Origin of the sequence: Janibacter sp. DB-40, assembly GCF_029510815.1 — a bacterium.
Classification (GTDB): domain Bacteria; phylum Actinomycetota; class Actinomycetes; order Actinomycetales; family Dermatophilaceae; genus Janibacter.
The window spans coordinates 2,031,283-2,043,964 of sequence record NZ_CP120360.1 but is presented as its reverse complement, the minus strand read 5'-3'; the positions used below and the strand labels follow the sequence as shown (position 1 = coordinate 2,043,964).

12 protein-coding genes and 1 pseudogene are annotated in these 12,682 nt (G+C 71.4%); 11 read left to right on the top strand and 2 right to left on the bottom strand.

Annotation, left to right across the window (positions count from 1 at the left end; genetic code table 11):
- Nucleotides 1-102: 102 nt before the first annotated feature.
- From PVE36_RS09680 to rpsT, 4 genes are all read left to right on the top strand, one after another.
- On the top strand, nucleotides 103-2,331 hold the full coding sequence (locus tag PVE36_RS09680; RefSeq protein ID WP_277451968.1) for an ATP-dependent DNA helicase: 2,229 nt from the start codon (nucleotides 103-105) through the stop codon (nucleotides 2,329-2,331).
- A gap of 10 nt (nucleotides 2,332-2,341) precedes the next feature.
- On the top strand, nucleotides 2,342-3,313 hold the full coding sequence (locus PVE36_RS09675; RefSeq protein WP_277451967.1) for an aldo/keto reductase: 972 nt from the start codon (nucleotides 2,342-2,344) through the stop codon (nucleotides 3,311-3,313).
- Nucleotides 3,310-4,272, top strand: coding sequence for a DNA polymerase III subunit delta (holA, locus tag PVE36_RS09670; protein WP_277451963.1), 963 nt, complete (start codon nucleotides 3,310-3,312; stop codon nucleotides 4,270-4,272). The genes PVE36_RS09675 and holA overlap by 4 nt, the downstream gene beginning before the upstream one ends.
- Before the next feature lie 176 nt (nucleotides 4,273-4,448).
- Nucleotides 4,449-4,709, top strand: a complete 261-nt coding sequence (rpsT, locus tag PVE36_RS09665) for a 30S ribosomal protein S20 (RefSeq protein WP_277241569.1) — start codon at nucleotides 4,449-4,451, stop codon at nucleotides 4,707-4,709.
- A gap of 78 nt (nucleotides 4,710-4,787) precedes the next feature.
- Here rpsT and PVE36_RS09660 read toward each other — a convergent pair.
- Nucleotides 4,788-5,219: pseudogene (locus tag PVE36_RS09660) on the bottom strand (type II toxin-antitoxin system PemK/MazF family toxin); the annotation flags it as partial.
- A gap of 112 nt (nucleotides 5,220-5,331) precedes the next feature.
- Here PVE36_RS09660 and lepA point away from each other — a divergent pair.
- The 4 genes from lepA to PVE36_RS09640 are packed head-to-tail and all read left to right on the top strand — an operon-like array spanning nucleotide 5,332 to nucleotide 8,977.
- Complete coding sequence (gene lepA, locus PVE36_RS09655) at nucleotides 5,332-7,200, top strand: translation elongation factor 4 (protein WP_277451953.1); 1,869 nt, start codon at nucleotides 5,332-5,334, stop codon at nucleotides 7,198-7,200.
- Nucleotides 7,201-7,246: 46 nt separating this feature from the next.
- Nucleotides 7,247-7,975 (top strand): hypothetical protein, encoded by a 729-nt coding sequence (locus PVE36_RS09650; RefSeq protein WP_277451952.1) that lies wholly within the window; start codon nucleotides 7,247-7,249, stop codon nucleotides 7,973-7,975.
- 10 nt (nucleotides 7,976-7,985) lie between these two features.
- Complete coding sequence (locus PVE36_RS09645) at nucleotides 7,986-8,462, top strand: SRPBCC family protein (protein WP_277451950.1); 477 nt, start codon at nucleotides 7,986-7,988, stop codon at nucleotides 8,460-8,462.
- A 41-nt stretch (nucleotides 8,463-8,503) separates the two neighbouring features.
- Nucleotides 8,504-8,977, top strand: coding sequence for a hotdog fold domain-containing protein (locus PVE36_RS09640; RefSeq protein WP_277451948.1), 474 nt, complete (start codon nucleotides 8,504-8,506; stop codon nucleotides 8,975-8,977).
- Nucleotides 8,978-8,981: 4 nt separating this feature from the next.
- Here PVE36_RS09640 and PVE36_RS09635 read toward each other — a convergent pair whose 3' ends face one another.
- Complete coding sequence (locus tag PVE36_RS09635) at nucleotides 8,982-9,767, bottom strand: tyrosine-protein phosphatase (protein ID WP_277451947.1); 786 nt, start codon at nucleotides 9,765-9,767, stop codon at nucleotides 8,982-8,984.
- A 67-nt stretch (nucleotides 9,768-9,834) separates the two neighbouring features.
- On the opposite strand from PVE36_RS09635, the gene hemW reads away from it, so the two are divergent.
- From hemW to fabG, 3 genes are all read left to right on the top strand, one after another.
- Nucleotides 9,835-11,097 (top strand): radical SAM family heme chaperone HemW, encoded by a 1,263-nt coding sequence (gene hemW / locus PVE36_RS09630; RefSeq protein ID WP_277451945.1) that lies wholly within the window; start codon nucleotides 9,835-9,837, stop codon nucleotides 11,095-11,097.
- A complete protein-coding gene (locus tag PVE36_RS09625; RefSeq protein WP_277451944.1) occupies nucleotides 11,090-11,740 on the top strand; it encodes a trimeric intracellular cation channel family protein in 651 nt (216 codons plus the stop codon). The genes hemW and PVE36_RS09625 overlap by 8 nt, the downstream gene beginning before the upstream one ends.
- Nucleotides 11,741-11,826: 86 nt before the next feature.
- Nucleotides 11,827-12,582 carry a 3-oxoacyl-ACP reductase FabG gene (fabG, locus tag PVE36_RS09620; RefSeq protein ID WP_277451943.1) on the top strand — a complete coding sequence of 252 codons (756 nt, stop codon included), beginning with the start codon at nucleotides 11,827-11,829 and terminating at the stop codon, nucleotides 12,580-12,582.
- The last annotated feature ends 100 nt before the right edge of the window (nucleotides 12,583-12,682 follow it).

Sequence of the window (12,682 nt, the reverse complement as noted above, 5' to 3'; positions counted from 1 at the left end):
CGGGATCAACCTTTCGATGGACTGGTCGACATCCCCAAGGGTCGTGCGCGGGGTTGTGGATGGCGCGTGCGCCCGGTCGCGGCGGCGTCCTAGGGTGGGGCGGTGTCCTCGTCAGTTGAGTCCCTGCTCGCCGCCGCCGTCGGGGGAGTGGGCGGCACGACCCGCCCCGGGCAGGTCGAGATGGCCACCGCGGTCGCCCGCGCCATCGACACCGAGGAGCACCTGCTCGTCCAGGCCGGCACCGGGACGGGCAAGTCCCTGGCCTACCTCGTGCCTGCCGTCGATCATGCGCAGCGCACCGGCCAGCCCGCGGTCGTCGCCACCGCGACCTTGGCGCTGCAGGCCCAGATCGTCGACCGGGACATGCCCCGCCTCGCCGACTCCCTCGAGGGTCACCTCAAGCGTCGCCCGACGTACGCGATCGTCAAGGGCCGCCGCAACTACGTGTGCAAGCACAAGGTCGAGGGCGGCTTCCCCGACGAGGACGAGGGCATGTTCGACGTCGGCGAGGTCGACGCCGCTGCCGGGCGACTGGGCAAGGAGGTCGTCCGGGTGCGTGAGTGGGCGGCCGAGACCGAGTCCGGCGACCGTGACGAGCTCGTGCCCGGCGTCTCCGAGAAGGCCTGGCGCCAGGTCTCCGTCTCCGCGCAGGAGTGCCTCGGCCAGAAGTGCCCGATGGTCGCCGAGTGCTTCGTCGAGCGCTCCCGCGAGGCGGCGAAGGACGTCGACGTCGTCGTCACCAACCACTCCTTCATGGCCATCGACGCCTTCGAGGGCCGGCCGATGCTGCCCGAGCACGACGTCCTGGTCATCGACGAGGCGCACGAGCTCGTCGACCGGGTCACCTCGACCGTCACCGACGAGCTCACCCCCGGGGCGATCCGGGCCGCTGCCAGGCGGGCGCGCAAGTACGCCGAGTCCGACGACGACCTCGAGGACCTGGCCGGCGACCTGGAGGCCGTGCTCGAGCAGGCCCCGGAGGGGCGCCTTGCGGCCGGTATCCCCGACTCGCTTGCGAGCATCCTCGGCCGGTGCCGTGACGTCGGCCGCACCCTGCTCACGGAGATGAAGCCGCCCAAGGGCGAGAGCGTCGACGGGAGCCGCCAGATCGCGCTCGCCGCGGTCGACGAGCTGCACGAGACCGCGGTGCGGATGCTCCAGGAGCACGAGCTCGACGTCATCTGGGTCAGTCGTGACCCGCGCCGCGGACCGGTGCTGCGGGTGGCGCCGATGAGCGTGGCCATGCGCGTGCGCGAGCGGATCTTCGGCACGGGCGCCACCGACGACGACGAGTCGGTCCGCGACCGCACGGTGATCCTCACCTCGGCCACCCTCGAGCTCGGTGGCACCTTCGACGCGGTCGCGGGCACGCTGGGCCTGCGCGGTCCGGGTGCGCCGGAGTGGACGGGTCTCGACGTGGGCTCACCCTTCGACTACGCCCAGCAGGGCATCGCCTACGTCGCCGAGCACCTCCCCGCTCCCGGTCGGGACGGGCTGGCCACGCAGACCCTCGACGAGATCGAGGCGCTCGTGCGCGCGGCCGGCGGCCGCACCCTGGGCCTCTTCTCCTCCATGCGCGCCGCCAAGGAGGCCAGCGAGGCGATGCGCGAGCGCCTCGGGAGCGAGTTCACGGTCCTCTGCCAGGGCGAGGAGATGATCGGCACCCTGGTGCGCGACTTCGCCCGGGACCCCAGGACGATCCTCTTCGGCACGCTCACCCTCTGGCAGGGCGTCGACGTGCCCGGCAGCGCCTGCCAGCTGGTGCTCATCGACCGCATCCCCTTCCCCCGTCCCGACGACCCGCTGTCGTCGGCGCGCACTCAGGAGATCGCCCGCCGCGGTGGCAACGGCTTCATGGCGGTCTCGGCCACCCACGCGGCCCTGCGGCTCGCGCAGGGCGCCGGTCGCCTCATCCGCAAGGGCGACGACCGTGGCGTCGTCGCCTTCCTCGACAACCGGATGATCAAGGCGCGCTACGCCGGCTTCCTGCAGCGCTCGTTGCCGCCCTTCTGGCCGACGACCGACCGTGAGCTGGTCCTCGGCGCGCTGCGCCGGCTGGACCAGATCGCCCCCGAGGTGCAGGCCGTGGCCGACCCGGCGAAACGGGGGATGACCGGACAGCCGGTCGCCGCCGATCCAGGTCCGGCCGACGGGGTGCGCACGGCCGTCACGCAGGGGGAGGGGTGGTCGGTGCAGGACGACGACGAGCTGCGCGACGGCGTCGACCTCGGGCTGCCGCTCGACGAGCTCGCGGCGTCCCTGGCCAAGGACGAGTCCGTGGTCGCCGCCCGGGCCGCGACGCTCGGGCTGGCTGTCCCCACCCGGGGATAGCCTGTCCCCCATGGAACTTCGCCGCCTCGGACGCTCCGGTCTCACCGTCTCCGCCGTCGGCCTGGGCTGCAACAACCTCGGTCGTCGCGGTGCCGCCACCCAGACCCAGGAGGGCAGCGACGCCGTCGTGCACGCCGCGCTCGACGCCGGCGTGACCCTCTTCGACACCGCCGACACCTACGGTGCCGAGCCGGGACTGTCCGAGACGATGCTCGGCAGGTCCCTGGGCGCCCGTCGCGACGAGGTCGTCCTCGCGACGAAGTTCGGCATGGACCTTGGTGGGGCCATCGGCCCCGACTTCGGCGCCCGCGGCGCGCGGCGGTACATCATGGCCGCGGTCGAGGCGTCCCTGCGCCGTCTCGGCACCGACCACATCGACCTGTACCAGTTCCACACCCCCGACCCGCTGACGCCGATCGAGGAGACGCTCGACGCGCTCGACGACCTCGTGCGTGCGGGCAAGGTGCGCTACATCGGCCACTCCAACCGCGCCGGCTGGCAGATCGCCGACGCCGAGCACGTCGCCCGGGCCCGCGGCGGCGCACGGTTCATCTCCAGCCAGAGCCACTACAACCTGCTCGACCGCCGTGCCGAGCTCGAGGTGACCCCGGCAGCGCAGGCCTACGGGCTGGGGGTGCTGCCCTACTTCCCGCTCGCCCGGGGGCTGCTCACCGGCAAGTACTCCTCGGGGACCGCGCCCGAGGGCAGCCGACTGGCCTCCCGCCCGGAGATCATCGAGGGCACCGACCTCGACCAGTTGCGCGCCTTCGGTGACTTCGCCCGGGAGCGGGGCCTGACCGAGCCGGAGGTGGCGTTCTCCTGGCTGGCCTCCCGACCGACCGTCACGAGCGTCATCGCCGGGGCGACCCGGCCCGAGCAGGTCCGGCAGAACGCCGAGGCGATCAGCTGGGTACCCACGGCCGAGGACGAGGCCGCTCTCGACCAGATCTTCCCGCCGGTCGACAAGGTGGCCCTCTTTTGAGCAGCCGGGCGGCCCCCTTCGTGCTCGTCTCCGGACCGGAGGAAGTCCTCGCGGACCGGGCGGTCGAGCAGGTCATCGCCGACGTGCGCGTGGGCACGCCCGAGGTCGACGTCGTCACCCTCACCGCGGAGGCCTACACCGAGGGCGAGCTGACCGTGCAGGCCAGCCCCTCCCTCTTCGGGGAGGACAAGCTGATCATCGTGCGCGACCTGCACCAGGCGCCCGACGCGCTCCAGATCGACCTGCTCAACTACCTCGCCGACCCGGCGGACTCGGTCACCCTCGTCGTCACCCACGCCTCGGGCAACAAGGGCAAGAAGGTCCTCGACGCGCTGAAGAAGGCCAAGGCGCACGTCATCCAGGCCCCGGCGATCAAGAGCGACCGCGACAAGGCCGAGTTCGTCACCAACGAGTTCCGCACCTCCCGGCGCAAGGCGACACCGGACGCCGTCCAGGCCCTCGTCGAGGCCGTCGGCAAGGACGTGCGCGAGCTGGCCTCGGCCTGCAAGCAGCTCGTCGACGACACCACCGGCACGATCGACGCCGACGTCGTCGAGCGCTACCACGGGGGCCGGGTCGAGGCGACCGGCTTCAAGGTCGCCGACGCCACCGTCGCCGGGCGCACCGGCGAGGCCCTGCGGCTGCTGCGCCACGCGGTCGACGTCGGGGTGGACCCGGTGCCGATCGTCGCCGTCATCGCCATGCAGCTGCGGCAGCTGGCCAAGGTCGGGGGAGCGGGGCGCGGCCGCAGCGCCGACCTGGCCCGCGACCTCGGCATGGCGCCCTGGCAGATCGACAAGGCCAGGCGTGCGCTGCAGGGCTGGAGCGGGGACGCGCTCGGGCGCAGCATCCAGGCGATCGCCGCCGCTGACGTCGAGGTGAAGGGTGGTGGTCGTGACCCCGTGTACTCGGTCGAGAGGGCCATCCTGACGATCTCGCGGGAGCGCAACGGCTCCTGACCGGCGGTTTGGCGGCGGTGGGCGGCGCTGCTAGATTTGGCCTTTGCGTGCGCGCATGGTCGTGTGCGTACAGCGAGCACCACCCAGGGCGTCTCTCCCACGGTGTCCCCACGCCGGTCCCGAGACGTCTTGCCGCCCTCTAACGGCAACCATCGACCGACGAAGAAAGTACACCTGTGGCAAACATCAAGTCCCAGATCAAGCGCGTGAAGACGAACAACGAGCGCACCGAGCGCAACCGTGCGATCAAGTCCGAGCTGCGCACGTGGATCCGCAAGGTCCGCAAGGCCGTCGAGGCCGGCGACGCCGAGACCGCCAAGTCGACGCTCGCCACCGCGAGCAAGAAGCTCGACAAGGCCGTGAGCAAGGGCGCCCTGCACGCCAACCAGGCCGCCAACAAGAAGTCGGCCCTGGCGAAGAAGGTCAACGCGCTCTGAGTCGAGCACCGCGACCCGTGACGAAGGGCGCCGGTCACCGCGATGGTGACCGGCGCCCTTCGTCATGCCGACGGGTCGTCAGACGGGGTCGTCGTCGTACTGCCGACCATGGGCGACGGCCCGCACGGCCTCCGCGACGGCGACGAAGAGCTCCTCGCCCAGGACCGCTCCCTCGCGGCGGACCGCGGCGGGGTCGACGCGGATGACTCGGTTGACGCGCACCTCGCTGCGCCGGCCACGGTGGTCCCACCGGCCGGGCCCGATGTCGATCCAGCGCCGGCCAGCAGCGGCCTCCTGGGCCTCGTCGAGGTCGTGGTCGACGCTCGTCAGCTGGAGCGCGAGCAGCCACGGGCCGTCACGGCCGATGAGCAGGACCGGACGGTCCTTGCCCTGCGTGTGGTCCTCCTCGTAGGGCACGTGGGCCCACACGACCTCGCCGGGGGAGGGCATCGGGTCCGCCGGCGTGGGGGCCCACTCCAGGGGTGGGTCTCCGACGTAGTCACCGGGGTAGCCGTCCATGGGACCACCGTAGTGCGATCCGGCGGCGTCGTTCGGCTCGCTGCGCCGTCCGTGGGAGGATGACTGACGATCCATGTCCCGACGAACCCGAGGTCCGCCACCCGTGTCACCCAAGGCCAGCGAGGCTCTCCCGCCGAACGCGACCCCGCCGGCGCAGATCCGCAACTTCTGCATCATCGCCCACATCGACCACGGCAAGTCCACGCTCGCCGACCGGATGCTCCAGATCACCGGGGTCGTCGAGGAGCGGCAGATGCGGGCGCAGTTCCTGGACCGGATGGACATCGAGCGCGAGCGCGGCATCACCATCAAGTCGCAGGCCGTGCGGATGCCGTGGGTGGCAACGGTCGACGAGGCTGAGTCCGTTTACTGCCTCAACATGATCGACACCCCGGGGCACGTCGACTTCACCTACGAGGTCTCCCGCTCGCTCGCCGCGTGCGAGGGCGCGATCCTGCTCGTCGACGCCGCGCAGGGCATCGAGGCGCAGACCCTGGCCAACCTGTACCTGGCCATGGAGAACGACCTGACGATCATCCCGGTGCTGAACAAGATCGACCTGCCGGCGGCGCAGCCGGAGAAGTACGCGGCGGAGCTCGCCGGACTCATCGGGTGCGAGCCCGAGGACGTGCTCAAGGTCAGCGGCAAGACGGGCGAAGGGGTCGAGGAGCTCCTCGACGAGATCGTCACCCTGCTCCCGCCGCCCGAGGGCGACGCCGACGCCCCGGCCCGGGCGATGATCTTCGACTCCGTCTACGACAACTACCGCGGCGTCGTCACCTACGTGCGCGTCGTCGACGGTGACCTCAACCCGCGCGAGAAGATCATCATGATGTCGACCCGGGCGACGCACGACCTCCTCGAGATCGGGGTCATCTCGCCCGACATGGTCGCGAGCAAGGGGCTGGGCGTCGGTGAGGTCGGGTACCTCATCACCGGCGTGAAGGACGTGCGCCAGTCCAAGGTCGGTGACACGGTCACGGCCGCGGCGGCACCGGCCGAGCACGCCATCGGCGGCTACCGCGAGCCCCGGCCGATGGTCTTCTCCGGTCTCTACCCGATGGACGGCAGCGACTACCCGACGCTGCGCGACGCGCTGGACAAGCTCAAGCTCAACGACGCCGCCCTGGTCTACGAGCCGGAGACGTCCGCCGCGCTCGGCTTCGGTTTCCGCTGCGGCTTCCTCGGGCTGCTGCACCTCGAGATCGTGCGCGAGCGCCTCGAGCGCGAGTTCAACCTCGACCTCATCTCCACCCAGCCCAACGTCGTCTACCAGGTGACGATGGACGACGGGACCGAGGTCGAGGTGACCAACCCGAGCGAGTTCCCCTACGGCAAGGTCGCGGAGGTGCGCGAGCCGATCGTCAAGGCCACGATCCTCGCCCCGAGCGAGTTCATCGGCCCGATCATGGAGCTGTGCCAAGGCAAGCGCGGCCAGCTCGGCGGCATGGACTACCTGTCCGAGGAGCGCGTCGAGATGCGCTACACGCTGCCGCTCGCCGAGATCGTCTTCGACTTCTTCGACCAGCTGAAGTCCCGCACCCGTGGCTACGCCTCGCTGGAGTACCAGGAGGCCGGCGACCAGTCGGCCGACCTGGTCAAGGTCGACATCCTCCTCCAGGGCGACGGCGTCGACGCCTTCAGCGCCGTCGTCCACAAGGACAAGGCCTACGCCTACGGCACGATGATGGCCGGCAAGCTCAGGGAGCTCATCCCGCGGCAGCAGTTCGAGGTGCCGATCCAGGCCGCCATCGGCTCGCGGATCATTGCGCGCGAGACCATCCGCGCCATCCGCAAGGACGTGCTCGCCAAGTGCTACGGCGGTGACATCTCCCGCAAGCGCAAGCTGCTCGAGAAGCAGAAGGAGGGCAAGAAGCGGATGAAGAACATCGGCACCGTCGAGGTCCCGCAGGAGGCCTTCATCGCGGCGCTCTCCTCCGACGCCGGCGCCGTGGAGAAGGCCAAGAAGTAGTCCTCGGGGCTGTCGCGGTGGAGGGCGGTCTCCGTAGGGTGGCCGGATGGACGCCGACATCCACTTCTACTTCGACCCCGTCTGCCCCTTCTGCTGGCTGACCAGCAAGTGGGTGCGGATGGTGCGCGACCAGCGTGACCTGACCGTGGACTGGCGGTTCATCTCGCTGCGCCTGCTCAATGCCGGGGTCGACTACGACGCCCAGTTCCCGCCCGAGTACGAGGCGGGGCACACCGCCGGACTGCGGCTCCTGCGGGTGGCCGCGCGGACCCGGACGGAGCACGGGCCCGAGGCCGTGGACGCGTTGTACGCGGCGTTGGGCCACCACATCTTCGACACCGAGCCCACCGCCACGGGGGGCGACTCAGGAGGTGAGCGGCGGGGGACCGCGGCCTTCGTCGAGCCCGTCCTCGAGGCAGCGGGTCTGCCCACGCAGCTCGCTCGTGCGCTGGACGAGGACTCCTGGGACACGCAGATCCGGGCCGAGACCGACGAGGCGCTCTCCCTCGCCGGCAAGGACGTCGGGACCCCGATCCTGCACTACCGACCCCCGGACGGCACCGCCTTCTTCGGGCCGGTGATCAGCCGGCTCCCGGACGAGGAGTCCGCCCTCGAGCTGTGGGACCACGTCGTCGGGCTGGCCGGCTTCCCCGGATTCGCCGAGCTCAAGCGCAGCCTGCGGGAGCGGCCCCAGCTGGTCGGCTTCGGCGTCGACCCCGGTGCGGTGGGCGTGGAGGAGGACTGGCACGGTGGCAGCCGACGCCAGCACAAGTGAGGAGCCGGACATGAGCGAGAGCACGCGAGGGTTCAGCCACCGTGAGTCCATCCGGGTCGCCGAACGGCCGGAGGTGGTCTACGACGTGGTCTCGGACGTCACCCGCACGGGCGAGTGGAGTCCGATCTGCACCGCGTGCTGGTGGGACGACCCCCGGCAGGCCGGGCAGGTCGGTGCGTGGTTCACCGGGCACAACGAGCAGCCGGGACGCACCTGGGAGACCCGCTCCCGGGTGGTGGCGGCCGATCGGGGCCGCGAGTTCGCCTGGGTCGTCGGCGACGGCTTCGTCAGGTGGGGCTTCCTCATGGCGCCGTTGGGCGAGGACACCGAGCTGACCGAGACCTGGGAGTTCCTGCCGCGCGGGCTGGAGATGTTCCACGAGAAGTACGGCGAGCGTGCCGAGACGGAGATCGCGACGCGGACGGAGCAGGCCCACGCGGGCATCCCGCGGACGCTCGACGCCATCAAACGCATCGTCGAGGGGTAGCCGGTGGCGCCCGGGTCCTCCTGCGGGCCTAGGGTGCTCACGTGGCACAGCAGACCTTCACCCTGTACAAGCTCATCTCCCGGCTCCCGCGGGGCAAGTCGATCTTCTCGCTGCTCTACAGCAGGAAGGCGCCCTACTTCGCGACCGTGCGCCCGAAGGTGCGTGAGGTCCGGGAGAACTACGCCGAGCTGTCCATCGCCAACCGCAAGGCGGTGCACAACCACATCGGCACCCTGCACGCCATCGCCGTGTGCAACGGTCTCGAGGCCGCCATGGGGCTGCTCGCCGAGGCCACCTGCCCCTCGGAGCAGCGGTGGCTGCCGCGTGGCCTGCAGGTGGAGTACCTCGCGAAGTCGACCACCGACCTGCTGTGCATCGCCGAGACCGACCCGGCCGACTGGGCCGCCGCCCCCGGCGACGTCGACATCCGCGTCAAGGCGGTGCGCACCGACGGGGTGGTCGCCGTCCGGGGCGTCATCCCGGTCTACGTGTCGATGAAGCCGACGAAGGACTGATCGGTCAGCCGAGGAGCCGCGCGCGCAGCAGCTCCAGGCGGTCCTCGTCCCACCCCTGCTGGCGCAACCACCCGGTCGCGCCGCCGTGCTCGTCCTCGAGCGTGCGCAGGATCATCTCCATCGTCTCCGGCCGCGGGGTCTGCTCGTCGATCGAGCGTCCCTGCAGGCCCCACTTGTACGGCTCGACGTCGATGAGCCGGTCGATGATCTGGCGGATCCGCTCGCCGCTGGCCGCGTAGTCGGCGATGATCTCCTCGTCCGGCACGCCGGCGACCGACAGCGCCATCGCCGTGACCGTCCCGGTGCGGTCCTTCCCCGCGGCGCAGTGCACGACGGCGCCCCCTCGGCTGCCCGCGATGATGCCGAGCGCTCCCGCCACGGAGTCCGGCCGCTGGTGGAGGTAACCCAGGTAGTGCCGCGTCCAGAACCCGGGGGTGCCGCGGTCCGGGTCACCCTGCGAGAGCACCAGGGCGTCCCTGCCCGTGTCGGTGTCGCTCGGTGCCGCGCCCGGATGGCGCTCCTCGTCGATGAAGCTCAGGTGGTGGTGCGCCAGCGACGTCTCGGTCAGGGGCCCGGGCCCGGTGAGGTCGCGCTCGACGTCGGTGCGCAGGTCGATGATGTCGGTGACACCCACCTCGTCGACGAGACGACCCACGTCCTGGGGGGTGAGGTCCTGGAGGTTGTCGCTGCGCAGGAGCCGGCCCTCGCGCGTGCGCCCGCCGCGGAGGGTGGGCAGGCCCCCGAGGTCGCGCATGTTGACGACACCATCGAGCTCGATCCAGCGGGTCATGGTGCTCACGGTAGCCAGCCGCCCCGGCGGTGGGCGAGCGGTGTCCCGCGGGTGCGAGGATGGGGCGGTGCCTGCCCTGCCCGATGGAGACGAGGCGCCGCGCGACGGCGCCCTGCCCGCCACCGCCCGTGAGGCGGTCGGGCAGCGGCCCTTCGGCATCTACCTCCACGTGCCCTTCTGCACGGTGCGGTGCGGCTACTGCGACTTCAACACGTACACGGCCACCGAGCTCGGTCCGGTCGGCGGGGCGAAGGGGGCGAGCGTCGCCACCTTCGTCGACGCGGCGATCGCCGAGCTCGACCTCGCCCAGGAGGTCCTGGGTGAGGCTCCGGCCGTGTCCACCGTCTTCGTCGGTGGTGGCACCCCGACCCTGCTGCCCGCGCAGGACCTCGTGCGCTTCCTCGCGGCCGTCCGCGAGCGCTGGGGGCTGGCCGACGACGTCGAGGTCACCACCGAGGCCAATCCCGACTCGGTGGACGTCGACTCCCTTCGTGTCCTCGCCGACGGCGGGTTCACCCGGGTCAGCCTGGGGATGCAGTCGGCCGTGCCCGGCGTCCTGGCCACGCTGGACCGCACCCACGACCCCGCCAATGTCGCCAGGGCGGTCGCGGCCGCCCGTGAGGTGGGACTCGCGGTGAGCCTGGACCTCATCTACGGCACGCCGGGGGAGACCCTCGAGCAGTGGCGCACGTCGCTCGAGACGGCGATCGCGCTCGAGCCCGACCACCTGTCCGCGTACGCCCTCACCGTCGAGGAGGGGACGAAGCTCGCGGCCCGCGTCCGCCGGGGCGAGCTGCCGCGACCCACGGACGACGACGAGGCGGACAAGTACGAGCTCGCCGACGGGCTGCTCGCCGACGCGGGGTTCGACTGGTACGAGATCAGCAACTGGTCACGCACACCGCGGGGCCGGTGCCGGCACAACGAGGCCTACTGGCGCAGCGACGACTGGTGGGGGATCGGCCCCGGCGCCCACAGCCACGTCGGCGGTGTGCGGTGGTGGAACGTCAAGCACCCCGCGGCCTGGGCGCAGCGCCTCGCCGAGGGGTCGCCGGCCGCCGCGCGGGAGGTGCTCACCGCGGAGCAGCGCAGCGACGAGGAGATCCTGCTGTGGGTCCGGCTGCGCGAGGGCCTGCCGACCGACCGGTTGCCACCGGAGGGGCGACGGGCGGTGGCCGGCCTCGTCGCCGACGGTCTCGTCGACGGTCGTGCGGCCATCGGGGGGCGCGTCGTGCTCACCCGGCGGGGGCGGCTGCTCACCGACACCGTGGTCCACCACCTCATCGCCGGACGTCCCGACCCCGTGGCGGTGGAGGCGATCCATGACTGAGACGCCCGCCGTGGTCCCGGAGATCATCCGGCTGCTCGACCTGCTCGGCGTGCTCGCCAACGGCCTGCTCGGCGGGGCCGTCGCCCGCCGCTTCAACCTGGACCCGGTCGGCTTCATCGTCCTGGCGATCGTCTCCGCCCTCGGCGGTGGCGCGATCCGTGACGTGCTGCTCAGCCTCCAGCCCATCGCCCTGACCGACCTGGACTACCTCACGGTCGCCCTCATCGCCGCCGGCATCGCCTTCCTCGTCCCCCTCGAGGGTCGACGCTGGCGCCAGCTCTTCCCCTGGGTCGACGCGATCGCCCTGGGTACCTGGGCCGTCGTGGGGACGCAGAAGGCGATGCTGTACGACATCCACTGGCTGCCGGCGATCCTGCTGGGCGTGCTCACCGCGTGCGGCGGCGGCGCCGTGCGCGACATGATGCTCGGCCGCGTGCCGGTGATCCTGCAGCAGTCCGAGCTCTACGCGAGCGCTGCCTTCGTCGCCGGCGCGGTCTTCGTCGTGCTCGAGGTCTTCGTCCCCGGCACGAGTGCCTCGCTCATCGCCGTCGCCGTGGGTGGCGGCATCTGCGTCCTCGCGCGCAAGCGTGGCTGGCGGCTGCCGACCGAGCCGCGGTGGATCGCGGTGCGTCCCAAGGAGTGAGCCCCCCGGGGACCGGGGTGTCCTCACGCCGGGGCCATGGACGACGATGGGTGGGACCCTCCCTTCCCCATCCCCAGGAGCTGCTCATGAGCACCACCCGCACCGCCGTCGTCACCGGAGCCGCCCGCGGCATCGGACGCGCCGTCGCCCACCGACTGGCCACCGACGGTCACCACGTCGCCGTGCTCGACCTCGACGAGTCCGCCTGCCAGGTCGTCGCCGACGAGATCACCGAGGGAGGCGGCACCGCCCTCGCCGTGGGCGTCGACGTCTCGGACCCCGAGCAGGTCGAGGCCGGCGTGGCCCGGATCGCCGAGGAGCTCGGCGCGCCCACGCTGCTGGTCAACAACGCCGGCATCATCCGCGACAACATGCTCTTCAAGATGCCCGTCGAGGACTGGGACGCCGTGATGGCGGTGCACCTGCGCGGAGCATTCCTGATGACCAAGGCCTGCCAGGCGCACATGACGCAGGAGAAGTACGGCCGCATCGTCAACCTCTCCTCCACGTCGGCTCTCGGCAACCGCGGTCAGGTCAACTACTCCGCGGCCAAGGCCGGGATGCAGGGCTTCACCAAGACCCTGGCCATCGAGCTGGGCAAGTTCGGCGTCACGGCCAACGCCATCGCCCCCGGGTTCATCCAGACCGACATGACCGCCGCCACCGCGGAGCGCATCGGGGTGCCCTTCGAGGACTTCCTCGCGCACGCCGCCAAGGAGACCCCGGTCCAGCGGGTCGGTCAGCCGGAGGACATCGCCGCGACGGCGTCCTTCCTGCTGTCGCAGGAGGCCGGCTTCGTCTCCGGCCAGGTCGTCTACGTCGCCGGTGGCCCGCGCGACTGACCACGAACCGCAGCTGCTTAGGCTTTTGCGAAGTCCGGGCCTCTCCCTTCGCAACTGCTTAGGCTCTTGCGGAGTTTGGGGCCTCTCCCTTCGCAACTGC